Source organism: Amycolatopsis benzoatilytica AK 16/65 (genome assembly GCF_000383915.1).
Classification (GTDB): domain Bacteria; phylum Actinomycetota; class Actinomycetes; order Mycobacteriales; family Pseudonocardiaceae; genus Amycolatopsis; species Amycolatopsis benzoatilytica.
Genome location: NZ_KB912942.1, coordinates 8687956 through 8702104, shown reverse-complemented (window position 1 = coordinate 8702104; position 14149 = coordinate 8687956). Strand labels below are relative to the sequence as shown.

15 protein-coding genes, 1 tRNA gene and 1 pseudogene are annotated in these 14149 nt (G+C 69.1%); 4 read left to right on the top strand and 13 right to left on the bottom strand.

What is annotated here, in order from left to right; genetic code table 11:
- The 5 genes and pseudogenes from AMYBE_RS45590 to AMYBE_RS0140710 form a co-directional block, all read right to left on the bottom strand.
- Positions 1-188 (bottom strand): annotated as a pseudogene (locus AMYBE_RS45590) (hypothetical protein); the annotation flags it as partial.
- Positions 185-430 (bottom strand): hypothetical protein, encoded by a 246-nt coding sequence (locus AMYBE_RS0140730; RefSeq protein ID WP_020665172.1) that lies wholly within the window; start codon positions 428-430, stop codon positions 185-187. The gene AMYBE_RS0140730 and the pseudogene AMYBE_RS45590, both read right to left, overlap by 4 nt.
- Positions 431-521: 91 nt before the next feature.
- On the bottom strand, positions 522-950 hold the full coding sequence (locus AMYBE_RS0140720) for an RRQRL motif-containing zinc-binding protein (protein WP_020665170.1): 429 nt from the start codon (positions 948-950) through the stop codon (positions 522-524).
- A complete protein-coding gene (locus AMYBE_RS0140715) occupies positions 947-1213 on the bottom strand; it encodes a hypothetical protein (RefSeq protein ID WP_245573348.1) in 267 nt (88 codons plus the stop codon). The genes AMYBE_RS0140720 and AMYBE_RS0140715 overlap by 4 nt, the downstream gene beginning before the upstream one ends.
- A 110-nt stretch (positions 1214-1323) precedes the next feature.
- Entirely contained in the window at positions 1324-1647 is a 324-nt protein-coding gene (locus tag AMYBE_RS0140710; protein ID WP_020665168.1) for a hypothetical protein, read from the bottom strand.
- A 343-nt stretch (positions 1648-1990) separates the two neighbouring features.
- On the opposite strand from AMYBE_RS0140710, the gene AMYBE_RS43195 reads away from it, so the two are divergent.
- The 4 genes from AMYBE_RS43195 to AMYBE_RS43190 all read left to right on the top strand — a co-directional run bounded on the left by AMYBE_RS43195 (position 1991) and on the right by AMYBE_RS43190 (position 5554).
- Positions 1991-2842 (top strand): GntR family transcriptional regulator, encoded by an 852-nt coding sequence (locus AMYBE_RS43195; protein WP_020665166.1) that lies wholly within the window; start codon positions 1991-1993, stop codon positions 2840-2842.
- Between the two features lie 2 nt (positions 2843-2844).
- Positions 2845-3738 (top strand): glycosyltransferase, encoded by an 894-nt coding sequence (locus AMYBE_RS0140695; RefSeq protein WP_027928551.1) that lies wholly within the window; start codon positions 2845-2847, stop codon positions 3736-3738.
- 507 nt (positions 3739-4245) lie between these two features.
- Positions 4246-4322 (top strand) — tRNA-Arg (locus tag AMYBE_RS45360).
- Between the two features lie 623 nt (positions 4323-4945).
- The gene (locus AMYBE_RS43190; protein ID WP_020665164.1) at positions 4946-5554 is read left to right on the top strand and encodes a response regulator transcription factor; all 609 of its coding nucleotides are present in this window, start codon (positions 4946-4948) and stop codon (positions 5552-5554) included.
- A 131-nt stretch (positions 5555-5685) separates the two neighbouring features.
- Here AMYBE_RS43190 and AMYBE_RS45355 read toward each other — a convergent pair whose 3' ends face one another.
- The 8 genes from AMYBE_RS45355 to AMYBE_RS43180 form a co-directional block, all read right to left on the bottom strand.
- Positions 5686-5832 carry a hypothetical protein gene (locus tag AMYBE_RS45355; RefSeq protein WP_020665163.1) on the bottom strand — a complete coding sequence of 49 codons (147 nt, stop codon included), beginning with the start codon at positions 5830-5832 and terminating at the stop codon, positions 5686-5688.
- A gap of 42 nt (positions 5833-5874) precedes the next feature.
- Entirely contained in the window at positions 5875-6483 is a 609-nt protein-coding gene (locus AMYBE_RS0140680) for a response regulator transcription factor (protein ID WP_020665162.1), read from the bottom strand.
- Positions 6480-7583, bottom strand: a complete 1104-nt coding sequence (locus AMYBE_RS46575; protein WP_020665161.1) for a sensor histidine kinase — start codon at positions 7581-7583, stop codon at positions 6480-6482. The genes AMYBE_RS0140680 and AMYBE_RS46575 overlap by 4 nt, the downstream gene beginning before the upstream one ends.
- 115 nt (positions 7584-7698) lie before the next feature.
- Entirely contained in the window at positions 7699-8526 is an 828-nt protein-coding gene (locus AMYBE_RS0140670) for an ABC transporter permease (RefSeq protein WP_020665160.1), read from the bottom strand.
- The gene (locus AMYBE_RS0140665) at positions 8523-9440 is read right to left on the bottom strand and encodes an ABC transporter ATP-binding protein (protein ID WP_211226903.1); all 918 of its coding nucleotides are present in this window, start codon (positions 9438-9440) and stop codon (positions 8523-8525) included. The genes AMYBE_RS0140670 and AMYBE_RS0140665 overlap by 4 nt, the downstream gene beginning before the upstream one ends.
- A gap of 78 nt (positions 9441-9518) precedes the next feature.
- Positions 9519-10313 (bottom strand): thiopeptide-type bacteriocin biosynthesis protein, encoded by a 795-nt coding sequence (locus AMYBE_RS0140660; RefSeq protein WP_020665158.1) that lies wholly within the window; start codon positions 10311-10313, stop codon positions 9519-9521.
- Positions 10306-12699 carry a lantibiotic dehydratase gene (locus AMYBE_RS0140655; RefSeq protein WP_020665157.1) on the bottom strand — a complete coding sequence of 798 codons (2394 nt, stop codon included), beginning with the start codon at positions 12697-12699 and terminating at the stop codon, positions 10306-10308. Before AMYBE_RS0140655 ends, AMYBE_RS0140660 begins: the two co-directional genes overlap by 8 nt.
- Positions 12645-14138 (bottom strand): SagB/ThcOx family dehydrogenase, encoded by a 1494-nt coding sequence (locus tag AMYBE_RS43180; RefSeq protein ID WP_020665156.1) that lies wholly within the window; start codon positions 14136-14138, stop codon positions 12645-12647. The genes AMYBE_RS0140655 and AMYBE_RS43180 overlap by 55 nt, the downstream gene beginning before the upstream one ends.
- Positions 14139-14149: the final 11 nt, after the last annotated feature.

Genomic DNA, 14149 nt, shown 5'->3' with positions numbered 1-14149 from the left:
TGGCGGTGGTCGCGGATCTCGTGCGCCGCCCACCCTGCGGCGACGACCGCGGCCACCAGGGCGAACCACGGGGTGAACACCACGGCTAGGACCAGCGGTCCGACCGTGAAGGCCAGCTCACCGAAGTGCCAGACGGCCCACTCCATGGCCTGCTCCAGGCGGGTCCGCTGCTCACGCTGCACGTTCATCGGGGCACCTCCTGCCCAGTGGGGAAGTCGTGGGGGAAGAACTGGTTCACGCGCCGCCGCGGCGGCCGGGACGCCTGCCGGGTGGCGGCCTGGTCCAGCCGGACCAGCACACCGGCCAAGATCCGCTCGCAGACCACCAGCGGGATCCGCAGCAGGTGCAGGACCAGGAACAGGCACACGGTCCCGGCGAACCGGAGCAGAGCCAGGGTTCCGCGCTGCTGCAACACCTCGAACGTGTTCACCGTGACGCCTCCTTCGCCTCGCGTCGGGCCTTGTCGATGGCTTCCTGCTGGCGCTGCAACTCCGCGTGCCAGGCGCCCGAGTCGTTCTGGCTCACGCGGCCACCCCCATCCGGTCGGCCTGCTCACCCTCGAAGCAGGTCCAGCACTGGCGCGTGCTGGTCGGCACGCAGTAGTCCTGAATCTGTCCGCAGTCCACGCAGGTACGGCGGGCCTCCATCGCGTGATCCAGCTGCCCCGGCACCGGCGGGCGCTTGACCGCGGCCAGCTCCACGGAGAACAGCTCGGCCACGGTCTCCCGGGCGAAGGGCTGGTGGTGGCGGAACACCAGCAGCGCCAACGGGTCCTGCCCGTTCGGCCGCAACCCGACCTCGCGCAGCTGAGCGCGGGTGAGCAGGGTCGAGGGGGCCTCGCCCCACCCGAACACCGGCAGCCCGTCCCGCTCCCCGCGGCACAGGCACGCGTGGTGCGTGCGGCCGTCGAACACCGTGGTCACCTGCTGGCGGCGGTTGCGCGGGTTCACCGGTCCGCCCCGTCCGTGACACCGGCCAGCTCCGCCGCGGCGAGCTGTTCGAGGCGGTGGGCTTCGGCGTGATGCCAGATGCTGCGGCGCCACTCGTCGAACGTCACGCCGTCGCCGACGGCCATCGCGTCGCCGATGTTCTGGTGCATCGCGGCGACCTCGCGCAGGCGGCCGGCGATCTCGCGGGAGATCAGGCGGTTCAGCTCGACCGGCGTGTAGGCCACGGTCGCGGCCTCGCGCACCGGGCTGGTGGTGTCTACCATCTGGTGTTCCTCCGTGCGGTTTCGTGGCTGGGCGGTGGAACCCGGCGCGGTCGGCGCGTTCTTGGCGGAGTGGGCCGCCGCGTCGGGGTGGAACATCAGCCGGGCGGCCATCACGCGGCCTCGTCGTCCAGCAGCAGCGACAGCGCTGCGGCGCTCTTGCCCTGCCCCTGGACACCGGCGATCAGGTAGTTCGACCGCAGCAGTTCGCGGCCGGCGCGGCGGCGCGCCCGGCTCACCCGGCGCTGGTCGTTGAAGTCGTGCCGGACGGCCCGCTCCGCGGCGTGCTCGTCGGCGGCCAGCTCGCCGTAGACGTCCTGAAGAAGCGCGTCGATGTCGGTTTCGGTCAGCCCGTCCGGGTAGACCGCCTCACCGGCGAACTCGTCGGCGGCCGACACGGTGGCGTCGATGCGGCGGCGGTAGACGTTGGTGTCCATTGCGAAGTCCTCTCGAAGAAACGTGCTGGTCAGTGGGGGTGTCAGAGCGAGCTGAAGAACGTGGTCAGGCTGTGCACGACGTGCTTGACGTGTCCGGCCGCCTCCAACGGCGACGACACGACGAACACCAGCACCACGACCACCGCGACCAGGCCGACGAGCTTCCGACCGAACCGGTCTTCAGGACCGGGAACCCCTGCTGCTTCCGCGCCATCACGTCCTCCTCATGTTCGCTGGTTCGCTAGTTCGCTAGCGAAGTTGACGAGAGTGACGCTAGCCGATCCTCGATCGACGCGCAAGGGGTTCGCTAGCGAACTGGCGAAGTTCCTGTTCTAATGGCTGCATGCAGTCACAAACCACGGCTGGCACCGTGCCGGTCCACCACCAGATAGCCGACTCGCTCCGTGCGCGGATCGAGTCGGAAGACCTCAAGGCCGGCGACCCGTTGCCGTCAGTCAGCGAGCTGACGCAGCTGTGGGCATGCTCGCCGGGAGTCGCGCGAAGTGCTCTCGACGTCCTGCGGGGCGAGGGGCGCATCACGGGCGGACGCGGCAAGCCGGCGACGGTGCGTGTCCCGCCCCGTCGAGTTCGGCTCACAATCGACTGGACACAGGAGCAAAAGGACCTCGTTCTTCGGCCGACCGAAGAGAGGAAAGTGCGCGGCGCTATCGAGATGACAGCGGGAATTCCGATAGAACAGCTCGACTCAAGCCATCGCTACTCGCAAGTTCCCGCGTCGGAAGACTTGGCGGCCGAGTTTCAGATTGAGCCCGGAGCAACCCTTGTCCGCCGCGCATACGAGATGACCGACAAGGCGACGGGGCACCGTGTGACGTGGAGCGTCTCACATATTCCACTTACTCTCATTGAGGGAAACCCGGATCTTCTGGACGAAGACAAAGAGCCATGGCCCGGAGGGCACCAGCATCAGCTCTACACGGTCGGAATCGAATTGGGTCGGTTTGAGCGGTCGGTTATCGCAATACAGCCCACGACCGCGGATCGGCAAGTGTGGGGAATGGAGCCGGGAGTTCCACTGCTTCAGGTGCGTAGCAGGTCGATCGATATCGACGATCGCGTAGTCGAAATCTCGGATGCAACGTATCCGGCAGACCGGACAGAGATTCACTTCACCGAGCATCTGACGCGGTGGCCGGCCAACTACCCCCGATACGAGCGAGACGAGGACCAGTGACAGTGGAACGGCCCACGATCAACCCCGCCCTCGGCCTGGAGTTGACGCCAGAGCGGACACTGAAGAAAGAAGTTGTATCTGTCAGTGTCGTCATTCCAGCCCACAATGAGGCGGAGACCATCGGGGAGGTGGTGGAAGAGGTTCGCGAAGGACTGGATTCACTAGGGCTCCCATTGGACGTCCTTGTGAGCGCCAGCGGATGCACCGACGCCACCGCCGAAATCGCAGCGTCGGCGGGTGCTCGCGTAGTTGAAGCGCCAACTGGCAAGGGAGCTGCGGTCAGCGCTGGCCTTGCGGCGACCGATGGCGAAATCGTCTGCCTGATCGACGGCGACATCCGCTATTACGGAGATCCGCCGTTGGTGCCTCTCTTGGTAGAGCCGATCCTGAACGGAATCGCCGATGCCGTCGTGAGCGACCTCTATTGGCGACCGCTATATCCCCAACTCTGGCTCTACGGGTTCTTTGCACCGTTGGCGGGATCGCTTTTCCCGGAGCTACTTCCGAAGGTCGGCTCTACGCCCTGGTCAGGCCAGCGAGCGGCAAAACGGCACCTCTGGCCCAAGTCGTTGCCCAAGGGCTTCACGATGGACCTGGCGCTTTTGCTTCACTGGAACGAGCACGCCTTGCGCATGCGTCCTGTTCTTGCGGACGACTGGGTCAACCCGCAGCGTCCGAAACCGGACCTGATGCGGCAGGAACATGACCTGCTGGTCGATGAAGCAATCCGGCGCGGACGCATCCCGGCTGATGCCGCGGAACGTCTCGCCGGCTGGTTCGAGACGGCCCATGAGCTGATGGCCCAGTACGACCCGGGGCAGGATGACCCGCAAGCGTTCGAGGCGCGCGTCCTTGAGTCGTCCCTGGCGGCGCTTCGGCCGCATCTCGCGACTTAGGTCGCCGACCCAGTCATGAAGTCCACGCCAGCTTTCGGGCCGTTACGGGCGTACTCAGCGCCGGTAACGGCCCGAATTGCGAGCCCTGAAATCCCCATACACGGACGAACGTGACACCGTGGGTGTGGCTGGCCCCGGGGAACCGTCCCAGACGCTTTGAGGGCCGGTTTTCGACGGATGCTCAGCTTCGCTGGGCGCGGCGCTTGCGCCTTGCCCCCTTGAAGCGAGTGACACCCCAAGGGTGTCGAGACTGTCACACCTGTCACTCTGTCACTCCACCCCGTTTGACCTGCGGGTTTAGGTGTGACAGGTGAGTGACACCTTCGGTGACAGCCTTTCTCCCACTCTAATTCTATGTCTCTGTAGTCACTGAGCAGCAAAAAGAGGCTGAAACAGCAGGAAGTGGAGGCGTGCTCCACTTAGCGCTGTTCCAGCCTCTTTTGGCTACACGTGTGCGATGCGTGTGCAAGCTGAGGTCTCGGCCACCTCACGGACGCGAAAAAGTGCAGGTCAGGGGCCATACAGCCACCTCTTCCAACCCATCCCTCCGGAGGCAGGTGTCGCAGGTTCGAATCCTGCCGAGGGCACGGGCGATTCGGGCGGTTTATGCCTGCGGAAAGCGCAGGGGTGAACCGCCCGTCGTGTTTTCTGGGGGCCTAGCCCCCAGGCCCCGCGCCCGATTTGGGCGGTCCATGCCCGCGGAAAACGCAGGGGTGAACCGCCCGTCGTGCTTTCTGGGGGCCGAACCGCCAGGCCCCGCGCCGGGGGCGCGCTCCCGGACCCCTTGTTGGTCCCGTTTGGTTTCTTGCGTGGGGTTGATGGGTATTTAAGGTGGCTTCATCCCTTTGGGTGTTGGCTTCGCGTAGTGTGATCACTAGCGGTGGACAATTTTCCGACACTGTGGAACTGTCGGACTCGAAAGCGGCACGTGAACGACTTGGGGGAGTCATGGTCGGCTACGCGAGGGTGAGGAGTGGCCGATTCGGAGTTGAGTTCACGTTGTGGCTGAGAGCTGGGAATTCGCCGCATTTACGCGGTGGAATGCGAAGGATTTTCGGATAGCTCGCTTGGGACCGGATCGCCGTGGGGGCACGGGGGCGGAGATCTGGTCCAGCTTCAGATAGAGCGTGAGCGACCTGGGGGCAGGTTGAAAATCAAAGTATTTATTTCGTGCGGTAATCCTCTTACTCGTGCTGGCCTGTCAGCGTTGCTGAACGGGCAGGGCGACTTCGAGGTCGTCGGCCAGTGCGGCGCGGTGCAGGAGGCGCTCGGCGCGCTTCCCGACGCTGACGGCGTCGTCGCGGTCGTCTCCGAACTGGGGGACGACTTCGCGACGTTCCGCAGACTGGGCGCGCGGGTCAAGGTGATCACGTTCGCGGAGATCGGGAGCGATTTCCGGCCGGTGGACATCGTGACCCTCAACGCCCGGGCGGTGCTGCCGCCCACGACCACGCCGGACGAACTGGTCCATGCGATCCGGGTGGTCGCCGCGGGCGACATCGTGTTGATGCCGGTGGAGGTGCATCGGCAGGTGTCCACGTTGATGCAGGATTCCGACACCGCCCGCCGAGGCGGTGCCGACCTGCAGCTGACCAGCCGCGAGCGGGACGTGCTGGAACTGCTCGCGCACGGACTGTCCAACGCGGACATCGCGCTTCGGCTGTCGGTGTCCGCGGCGACGGTGCGCTCGCACGTCCACCACATCCTGCAGAAGTTCGCGGTGCCCAGCCGGGCGCAGGCGGTGATCGCGGCATACGGGGCCGGAGTGGTGGCGTTGGCGACCAGAGAGACGGAGCGGCTGCCGGAACTGGCTTGAGCGCGGCGGCGGGCGGTGCGAGAGGGAGGGCTCGCACCGCCCGCCGCCTGGGCAGGACGCCGGCGGGGACAATCGCCGAAAGGGCTTTCCGCGCTGGTCGGCGCGGAAAGCCCGGTCGGCGTTCCGGCGGGTCAGTAGCTGCCGTTGTACTTCTTTTTGTCGTCCTTCTTGTCTTTCTTGTCCTTCTTGCCGAACCAGCCGCCCTTGCCCTTGGAACCGATGACATTGGCGAGCGGCGGCTTGCGGTCGCCGTCGTCCTTCTTGTCGAAAATACCCATTTTCCTTGCTCCCTTCCCGGAAAACGCCGGACTGGCCGAGGATTACAGCCAGCCCATGTTCCTGGCGTGCCGCACCGCGCTCATGCGGTTGTCGACACCCAGCTTGGTGATCGCCGCGGACATGTAATTGCGCACCGTGCCTTCTTGCAACGAAAGCGTTTTCGCGATGACCGACAGGGTGCGCCCGTCCTCGGCCAGCCGGAGAATCTCCAGCTCGCGCGCGGCGAGCGGGCATTCCCCGGCGAACATCGCGTCCGCGACCAGATCCGGATCGAGGTACCGGCCGCCGGCGTGCACCTCGCGAATGACCTGGGCGAGCGCGGTGCCGGACACGTTCTTCGTGACGAAACCGCGGGCGCCCGCCTGCACCGCCCGCTTCAGATAGCCGGGACGGCCGTGGCTGGTGAGCATCACCAGCGCCAGACCCGGGTGCCGGGCGGCGAGCTGCTCCGCCGCGGAGAGCCCGTCCAGCACCGGCATATCGATGTCGAGCACCGCCAGGTCGAGGTCGGTTCCGGCGGCGATCGCCACCGCCTGCTCCCCGTTCTCGGCCTGGGCGACGACGTCGATGTCCGCCTCCAGCCCGACCAGGGTGACCAGCGCGGTGCGGATCAGCTCCTGGTCCTCGGCGATCAGAACCCGGATCGTCACATCTCCTCCAGCGGGACCGAAGCGGTGAGCCGGAACCCGCCGTCGGGCTCCGGGCCGCTCTCCAGCCTGCCGCCGACCGAGCCGAGCCGCTCGGCCAACCCGGACAATCCGTTGCCGAGCCCGTCCGCCGGGGTTTTCCGGACGCCGTTGTTGCTCACCACCAGGCTGACCCGGCCGTCCGCGGCGGTGAACCCGATGCTGCACCGGGTCGCGTCGCTGTGGCGCAGGATGTTCGTGACCGCCTCCCGCACCACCCAGCCCAGCACCGGTTCGATCCGGTCCGGCAGGCCCGCGGGCGCCTCGTCCGCCTGGCATTCGACGCCGGCCGCGGTCAGCACGCTGACCCCGCCCTCGACCTCCGCCTTCAGCGACTGCCTGCGGTAGCCGCGCACCACAGACCGCACCTCGTCCACCGACCGGCGGGCCAAGTCGACGACCGCGTCCATTTCGGCCGCCCCGCGCGCCGGGTCGCTGGCGGTGAGCCGCGCCGCGACCTCGCCTTTCAACGCGATGACCGACAGGCTGTGCCCGAGCAGGTCGTGCACGTCGCGAGCGAAGCGCAGCCGCTCCTCCAGCACCGCGACGCGGGCGAGCTCGCCGCGGCTGCGTTCCACCTCGCCGTTGAGCAGGATCACCGTGCCGACCACGGCGACCACCACCATCACCACCAGCCCGCGGCCGATCAGGTCGACGATCTCCCCCGCCGGCAGCGTCGATCGCGCCAGCATCAGCCAGGAACCGCCGACCACCATCACGACCATCGCCGCCGCGCGCACCCGGCTGAGCGTGAAGACCGCGGCGCCGCAGAAGATCGCCGGGAGCGCCACCAACGCCGGGCCGAAGCGCAGGTACATGCCCACCGCGAGGATCCCGGCCAAGACGAGCGACCACGGTTTGCCGTCGGCCACCAACTGCGTGCCGCGCCAGATCACGTGCGCCAGGACGGCGCTGAACGCCGCGAGACCGAGCAGCGTGGCCCACAGCGGACCGGTCCTCGGCGCGCTGGAGGAGAACAACGGCTCGACGCCGTAGGCGACGCACAACACGATCAGCAGAATCGTCGCTGTACGGGCCACCGCGGTCCGCGACCGTCGCCCCATCGCTGCTGCCTCCCCGTTCCCCCGGACAAGCGGGGGGCGGAGCGCGAATGGCGCGAGCGTCTCCATCCCGATCGCCTGCCCCTTCATTGGATCACAGCTCGCCAGCACGGGCATTTCAGCGGCCGGACCGCTTCGGGTCCCAGCGGAAGAACTTCCGGGCCAGCGACAGCCCGATCACCGCCCAGGCCACCGTGACGCACAGCGGACCGATGCACGCTTGGAACTGGGAGAGGAAGCCCAGCGGCGCGCCTGCCCCGGACCCGCCCATGATCGCGCCGTGGCTGGCGAAGTCGGTGCCGAGATAAGCCGTGCGGACGATGCTGACCACCGGTGCCATCGGCAGACAGACCGCGGCGTCGGCGAGCGGACCGGGCAGCGACGAGAGCGGCGCGTAGATGCCGGAGCAGAACATGAACAGCACCATCACCGGTGTGACGATCCACATCGACGTGTCGGCGCTGGGCAGGATGCCGGAGATGCCGACCGCGAGCAGGGCGAACATCGCGACGCCCAGCAGAAGTCCGACGACCAGCAGCAACGGGTTGGCGGGCGCACCGGCGTCCAGCGCCACCAGGCCGAAAACGATCAGCAACGCCGCGACCACCAAGCCGGGCAGCGACGCTGCCGCCCCTTCGCCGGCGAAGATCGCGCTGTCCGGCAGCGAAGCCGCGCGCAACCGCTTGTACACCAAGGCATCTCGCCGGGAGGTGACCGCGTTGACCAGGGTGTAGACGGTGAAGAACAGCGCGAAGGCGAGGAAGCCGGTGAGCGCGTACATTCCGGCCGGCGCGCCGTCCACGTTCGGGCCGTGGCGCAGCTGGAACGGCATGAAACCGCCGAGCACGAGCGGCACGATGGTGCCGGTGAGCGCGATGCCGATGCGCTTCCAGTACACCTGCTGGGACAACAGGAACTGCGCTCGCGCGTAGCCGAGCCAGGTCATCGGGAGCTCCTCTCCCCGGCGGCGGCCGCCAGGAACGCGTCTTCCAGAGAGCCGGCGCTCACGTCGAGTTCGGCCAGCTGCGCGCCGCGCTCGTCCGCCCATCCGAGCAGGACAGCCAGCGTGCGTTGGGGTTCGTGGGTGTGCAGGAGGATCCGACCGTCGCGCTCGGCTGGCTCGCCGCCGTCCAGCGGCGGCAGGTCCGCGGCGGAGAACGCGGACGGCAGCCGGAACGAGATCGCGGTCGCCGAGCGCGCGGTGATCTCGGCGAGCGTGCCCTCCCGGACGATGCGGCCGCGGTCCATGATCGCGACGCGGTCGGCGAGCGCTTCCGCTTCCTCCATGTAGTGCGTGGTGAGCAGCACTGTCATGCCAGCGAGGATCAGTTCGCGCAGCAGCTGCCAGACATTGCGCCGGGCTTCGGGGTCGAGCCCAGTGGTCGGTTCGTCGAGGAACAGCACCTCGGGACCGCCGAGCAGGCCCAACGTCAGGTCGAGCCGGCGCTTCTCGCCGCCGGAAAGCTTCCCGACCGGGACACCGGCCCGGCGGGCGAGGTCGACCATCTCCAGAGCCTCGGCCCGCGGCCGGGCGCCCGGAGTGAACCGGCGCCACGCGTCGACCGTCTCGGCCACCGTGAGGTTCTCGAAGAAACCGGCTTCCTGCAACACGATTCCCACCCGGGTGGCGATCTTCCGCCGCTCGGTCACCGGGTCGGCGCCGAGCACGCGGACGGTGCCGCTGGTGGGCCGCTGGAAGCCGGTCAGCACGTCGACCGTGGTGGTCTTGCCCGCCCCATTGGTGCCGAGCAGGGCCAGCACCTGCCCCGGCGCGACGGTCAGCGAAATGCCGTCCACCGCGGTGAACGTCCCGTAGTCCAGGTGGAGGTCGCTGATTTCGATTACCGCTTCATTGCTCACGGAAGTGAACTTACCGGCCATGGCAGGCCTCCATAAGTGGACGGAAACACGAGTATCGGATGACGTTTTCCATCCGGTTCACGTGACAAGTGTCAGGTCGCGGATCCGCTGGTCAGCAGTGGTCAGGTAGAGCAGGCGGGCGATCACCGCCTCGGCGGCGGGGAAGACGCCCAGCCGATTTCCGGTCAGGTGCAAGTGGTGGAAAAGCTGGAAATATCCGGACCGCAGCGGCATTGTATTCGCGGTCGCCCAGAATTGCCGCGAGAAGTCCCGGATCAGTTCCCCGGAAGGTCCGGCCAGTATCGCGTTCGCCTCGGCGAGCAGCCCGCTCGCCTTGGCGCGCACGCGCGGGTCGGCCAGCGATGTCCAGGGGGCCGCCGTCCAGCGGCGGCGGGCCGGGCCACCTGACCAATACCAGCCGTACTGGTGCAGGAAAACCCTGCGTTGCGAGGCGGGCAGCCCAGCGGTCAGGGCCAGCATCACCGCGGCGGCGAGACCCGATCGGCCGCCCTGACGGTGCCGGGCCAGCAGTTCCAGTGCCGTCTCGCTGCTGAGCTGGAACAGCTGCTCGGCAACTGCCAGGTCGCCGAACTTCGCCTTCTCCGGCTCGTAAAGGTGCTTGCGGTACCGGCCGGCGAGCGCGTCGTCGACGACCTGTTCGACGTGGTCCAGTTCGGCCGGGGCGGCAGACAGCCGCCAGCGCAGGTGCAGGCCGGTGGCGTCGAGGAACCTCAGGTAGAACCAGCGCAACTCCGGCACTTCGGCGCGCAGCTGCCGGACGATCGGGGTGACCACCGTGTGCAGCACCGGTTCACCTGCCCCGTCCGGCTCGACCGGGACGCGGTAGTACAGCCACTCACGAGGCTCAGCCATGCCGTACCAGTCCCTGGAATTCGGTCGCCACCGGCTCGCCGCGAGAGCCTTCGGCCCGATGGCCGTGCCGGCCCGGCAGCGCCTCCGTAAAGTCTATTGTGGACACTTCCGGGCCGATCGCGCCGAGCGCGGCCCACACCGGGAACGGGTGGTCGAACCCGAGCCACTGCGGTTTGCGGGTGCGGACCCGGCCGCCGGACCGGATCACCTCGGTCGTGAACACCTCGTCCGGCAAGCCGTGCTCCTCGCGCCACGCCCGCAGCCGGGCGAAAAACTCCACCGGGGCCTCGCCGCGATCCGGCCTCGGCACTGCGTCGGCCGGGAAGCTCCAGCGCGCTCGCGCCCAGACCACCCGGCCGTGCTGCAGCCGCGGCTGGAATCCCGGGCCCTGGTCGTCGGTCACTCGCCGGTCCCGGCCGACGCGGCCCAGCGTCAGCCACGGGTTGGACAGCAGGCAGACGAGGGCGGCGAGCCCGCTGAGCAGGTGCTGCGGGACCGCGCCGGTGTAGGCGAAGGCCGCCGGGCCGGCAGCGTCGGATACCTGGAGGGTGTCGGTCGCCGGATCGTGCGCCAGGGTCATCTCGTCCAAGCCCGTGCCGGACTCGGGGTGGCGAAGATCGCCGGGAGCGGACAGCACCGGCAGGCTGAGCGCCGGCCGTTGCAGCGAAGCCCAGTCGGCGTGCGGGGCGACCTGGTAGACGCGACAGCCCGGGTGCAGCTGCCGCGCCCAGTCGGCGAGTGGCTCGTCCAGTCCCCCAGCCACTGGGGCCCAGCGGCCGAGCAGGCCGAGTCCGCCCGAGTGCACCGCGTTGACCACGGTCAGGTCGGTCCCGAGCTGAAAGAACACCGCGTTGCTCGCCGTCGCCAAGGTGCCGGTGCCGTGCAGCCGGGTGGCGTCGCGAGCGATGGCGAGGTCGATGTTCGGGCGCAGCATGGCGAGCCGCGTCGGATCGGATCGGGAGAGAAACGCGTAGAGGAAGTCGAGCGCTGGCACGTTCGCCGCGCCTCGGCCGTGCCGGGCCACGAAGCAGCGCACCAGTTCTGCGTACCGCGCGTCGCGCCAGATGTGCGGCACTAGGGTCCGGCCGATCTCCTCCAGGTCTTCGGTGACCGCGGCAGGTGGGCACTGCGGCGCGGACACCGCTTCGTGGAACAGCGGCAGTTCGCTGACCCACGACGGGGCGGGCTGGTCGAGCGCGGCGAAGGCGTCCGTGACGGCCTGGCGGGCGGATCCGATGGCTGTCACTCGGCGAGCGGCGTCGGGTTCCGTGGCGACGATTCGCTCCTGATCGGCCAACTCCCGGGCGGCAGCCGCGAACGGGCCGCCGATCTGGATTTCGGCCCACGCCGCCAGCTCGGCGAAGTCCAGTCGCGCTCGGCTCGGCCAGGGCAGAACTGGCTGCAGCAAGCCGATTTCCGCGAGACGACGCGCCCGGGCGGGATCGTCGGGGAAGCATTCGGCGAGACGCACCGGGCCAGTCGGCAGGTCGTCGAGCAGCCCGGCGTACGCCTCGCAGCCGACCAGCTCATCCACTCGGGCCGGGGTTCGGTGCACGACGACCCGGCTGGGCAGGGTGGCGAGCCATCGGTCGTCCACCCGCCGGATGCCCGACCCGGCGGTGACCGTCAGGCGACCCGCCAGGCGGCGATTCGTCAAGCAGGCCAACAGCAACGCGACGGAGTGCGGCCGAGACGAGTTGATGGCACGCCTGCGCTCCCCGCCCGGAACGCCGACCGTGGTCAGCGAGCTGAACGGGCTGGTCTTCAGGGCGATCCGGGTCAGGTAGGCGGTCGCGCTGCGGACCGAGCGGGCGGACGGAGCGTCGGCGAGCGGCGCGGCCAGCAGCCGTTCGGTGAATTCCGGGCTCGCCAGCGCGAGCCCGCTGGCGATCTCCGGCTCGCTGAGGCTGCCGCGCATCGCCTTGGCCGCCCGCGCGGTTTCCGCGGCGAACTCCGCACCGGCCGCGGCTCGGCAAGCCGATGCCTGCCGGAGCAGCTCCGCCCACCGGGCGACGTCCGCCGCTACCTCGGCCGGCAGCCCGGCGGGCACCGGCACCGGACGTCCGTTGTGGACATCCCGGCGCAGCTTGACGACCGCCCGCCGCACCCGTTTTTCGAGCGTGGGAACCAGCTCGTAGAGCCGGTCGCCGAGCGGGCCGGCCAGCGCGGCGGCCGCGCGTTCGTGCTCACGCGCCTCGCGCAGGGCGGCGACGGTGCCCGGAGCGGCGAGATCGTCGACCGCCGAGACCGGCAGCCCGGCCGTCCGGACGACGGTCACCGGAGCGACCGTCGTCCGCGCGGCGGCCGGCGCGAGCGTTCCGACGTCGGGAATCACGACGAGGTCCAGTGCCGTTCCCGCAGCAGCGAGTACGCGCTCGCCGCCCACTCCGGATCGTTCACCGCCTGCCAGCTGTCCGGCAACGGCCGCGGCGGCGCGTCCGGGGCCGGCACCGGACGACTGCCGAGGATGAAGTCGCCGACACTGGACTCGGTGAGGTAGTCGAGGCCGAACGCCCGGGCGGCGAGGTCGGAGTCGCCGCTGCCCAGCCCGCACGGAGCCAGCCCCATCGCGGTCGCGACCAGGTACATCGTCTGGTACAGCACACCCGCGTGCTTCAGACTCACCGAATACGCGATCGCGCGGTACTTCCACGACAGCCGCTGAAACCGCGACGTCATCGTCACCAGCACGTCCGGATTCGCCTGCAGCGCGGTCGCGATCGAAGCGGTCTGCAGCAGCGCCTGCCGGTCTTCGGCACCGTCGTTGACCAGCACCAGCCGGTGGCCCACCGGGTCGTAGTAGTAGATGCCGGGCTCAATGCCGTCGCAGCGCTGCACGGTCAGGTACAGCTCCAGTTCGTACGCCGCGCCGCCGCAGGGATACGGCCGGGTGCTGGCCTCGTACGGCGCGTTCGGGGTCGGCCCGTAGACGGCGCGGACCCGCGCGGTCCGGTAGAGCCACTCCCCGATCTGCCGCGCGGTCAACGGTTTCTCGCCGTACTGGCGCACTGACGTGCGGGCCTCCAGCACGGCGGTGAGCGACGGGTCGGTGGCGAGCACGTCGTCCAGTTCCGGCCGGCAGAGCTCGATCGCCGGCCCGTCCGGCACCGGCTTGATCGCCGGACGCGGCTCGATCTCGCCCAGGTACGGGAAAATCCCGCCGAACGGCTGATCGAACCGGCCGCTGCGGGCCCGGGAATGGCTGAGCAGATCGTGGAAGTCCCACTGGCGCAGCACTTCCTCGGTGTCGGACGGGAATCCCTCCGGCGTGCCCTGCTCGACGAAACCCGCGCCGACCAGGTGGCCGAGCAGCTCGGTCATCGCGTCCGCCGGAAGCAAGCCGGCGAGGTCCGCGACCGTGCCCTCGCCGCCGAGCCGCGCGACGACCGCGGTCACCGCCGGGTCCACCAGCGTCACCCGGTGCTTGACCAGCGGCGACTCCAGCACCAGCTCGTTGTCGAGAGTGCGCAGCAGGGCGAACTTCGACAGCCGGAGCCGGGCGTCCGCCGGGACCGGGACAGGCTCGTAGCCGCCGGTGCGGCTGGTCGCCTCGATCCGGGCGAGGACCCGGCCGTCGGATTCGAGGAAGCGGACGAAGAGCTGGTTCGCGCGCTCCACGATCTGCCGCAGCTGGCGGGGTTCCAGGTCGGCGCGCGGAGTGACGGTCAGCTCGCGCAGCGCCTGGGTCAGCTCGGGAGCGGCCCCGCGCAGCGCGAACGAGCCGACCCGGCTGAGCAGCCGCAGGACACCGTCGCGCTCGTCGATCCGGACGTCCGAGCGCAGGCCGAGCCGGGTGGCCGGGCGAGGGTGGTCGATGGTGGTCATGGCAGCCGTCC

Excerpts from the sequence above, each read along its gene's own strand:
- AMYBE_RS0140710 (WP_020665168.1), bottom strand. The coding sequence starts at position 1,647 with ATGGACACCAACGTCTACCGCCGCCGCATCGACGCCACCGTGTCGGCC.
- AMYBE_RS45355 (WP_020665163.1), bottom strand. The coding sequence starts at position 5,832 with ATGGGTATTTTCGACAAGAAGGACGACGGCGACCGCAAGCCGCCGCTC.
- AMYBE_RS0140715 (WP_245573348.1), bottom strand. The coding sequence starts at position 1,213 with ATGGTAGACACCACCAGCCCGGTGCGCGAGGCCGCGACCGTGGCCTAC.
- AMYBE_RS0140660 (WP_020665158.1), bottom strand. The coding sequence starts at position 10,313 with ATGGCTGAGCCTCGTGAGTGGCTGTACTACCGCGTCCCGGTCGAGCCG.
- AMYBE_RS43180 (WP_020665156.1), bottom strand. The coding sequence starts at position 14,138 with ATGACCACCATCGACCACCCTCGCCCGGCCACCCGGCTCGGCCTGCGC.
- AMYBE_RS46575 (WP_020665161.1), bottom strand. The coding sequence starts at position 7,583 with ATGGGGCGACGGTCGCGGACCGCGGTGGCCCGTACAGCGACGATTCTG.
- AMYBE_RS0140670 (WP_020665160.1), bottom strand. The coding sequence starts at position 8,526 with ATGACCTGGCTCGGCTACGCGCGAGCGCAGTTCCTGTTGTCCCAGCAG.
- AMYBE_RS43195 (WP_020665166.1), top strand. The coding sequence starts at position 1,991 with ATGCAGTCACAAACCACGGCTGGCACCGTGCCGGTCCACCACCAGATA.